The organism is Kribbella caucasensis, from assembly GCF_004361855.1.
In the GTDB taxonomy this organism is placed as follows: Bacteria; Actinomycetota; Actinomycetes; order Propionibacteriales; family Kribbellaceae; genus Kribbella; species Kribbella caucasensis.
Window position 1 is genome coordinate 253,052 of record NZ_SNWQ01000009.1, and the last position, 1,014, is coordinate 254,065.

1 protein-coding gene is annotated in these 1,014 nt (G+C 68.9%); it reads right to left on the minus strand.

What is annotated here, in order from left to right; all coding sequences use genetic code 11:
- Positions 1-273: 273 nt before the first annotated feature.
- The gene (locus EV643_RS20475) at positions 274-774 is read right to left on the minus strand and encodes a hypothetical protein (protein WP_238165691.1); all 501 of its coding nucleotides are present in this window, start codon (positions 772-774) and stop codon (positions 274-276) included.
- Between the last annotated feature and the right edge of the window lie 240 nt (positions 775-1,014).

A 1,014-nucleotide genomic window follows, 5' to 3' on the forward strand; every position in this document is an offset into this window, starting at 1 on the left:
CGACCCACCGGCACCGCCGACCGGCGTACCGCTCCCGCCCGGCTCGCCGGGTCCGCCTGCCTGAGCGGTTCCGCCGCCCGGTTCACCGGTTCTCCCTGACTGAGCGTTTCTGCCGACTCAGAGCCGTGTTGGCGACGCCTGTGCGGTGGCCGATCCCGGCCGTCGGGCTTGGCTGGGTCTGTCGCGCGGGCTGTGACTTAGCCCGCTGGCGCCGGATCTGCCGGGACGGCTCCAGCACCGGCGGGAGTACCGACGGGGTGTGCGCGGGGTGGGTTAGTTCATTGCGGTGAAGGCTTCGTCGGAGACCGGGCCCACGTCTTCTACGGTGACGCCGTCGTTGGCGGCTTGGGCTATGACGGTGAGGGTGTTGGAACCGCGGTAGCACTGCGTGGGGAGGTTGTCGGTGGAGGTGACGCAGGTGGACTTGCCGACCTGCTTGACCTGTTCGGGGGTCGCGCCGGAGTCCTTGATCGTCTTGTCGATGTCGACCTTGCCGCGGAGGGCGATCACGACGTACATCCGTTCGCCGTTCAGGTTGCCGTATGCCTCGACGGTCGCCTGCTTGCCGTCGTTGATCCGGCTCAGGGCTTCGCGGGTCTGATCGAGTTGCAGCTGATCGCGGATCTCTGGGTCGGTGATCCGGTCGAGCCCGGCCAGCTTGGCCGGCGGGGTGATCCCGCGCGCGGTGTTCAGGCGGCTCATCGGTCCCAGCCCGCCGAAGTACCCCAACCCGGCCAGCACCAGGAGCACAACCACTACACCCCCGACGGTCACCCAAGGGTTCCGCCGCCAGCCGACCTTCTTTCCGTCCGCCTGCTTGCCGTAATTCCCGGCATCACCACCCTTCCCATCCCCAGGCGGCGTGCCTGCCCCGGCTCCACCCTTCCCGTCTCCAGGCGTGCCTGCCCCGGCTGTACTCTTCCCGTCTCCAGGCGTGCCTGCCCCGGCTGTACTCTTCCCGTCTCCAGGCGTGCCTGCCCCGGCTGTACTCTTCCCGTCTCCAGGCGTGCCTGC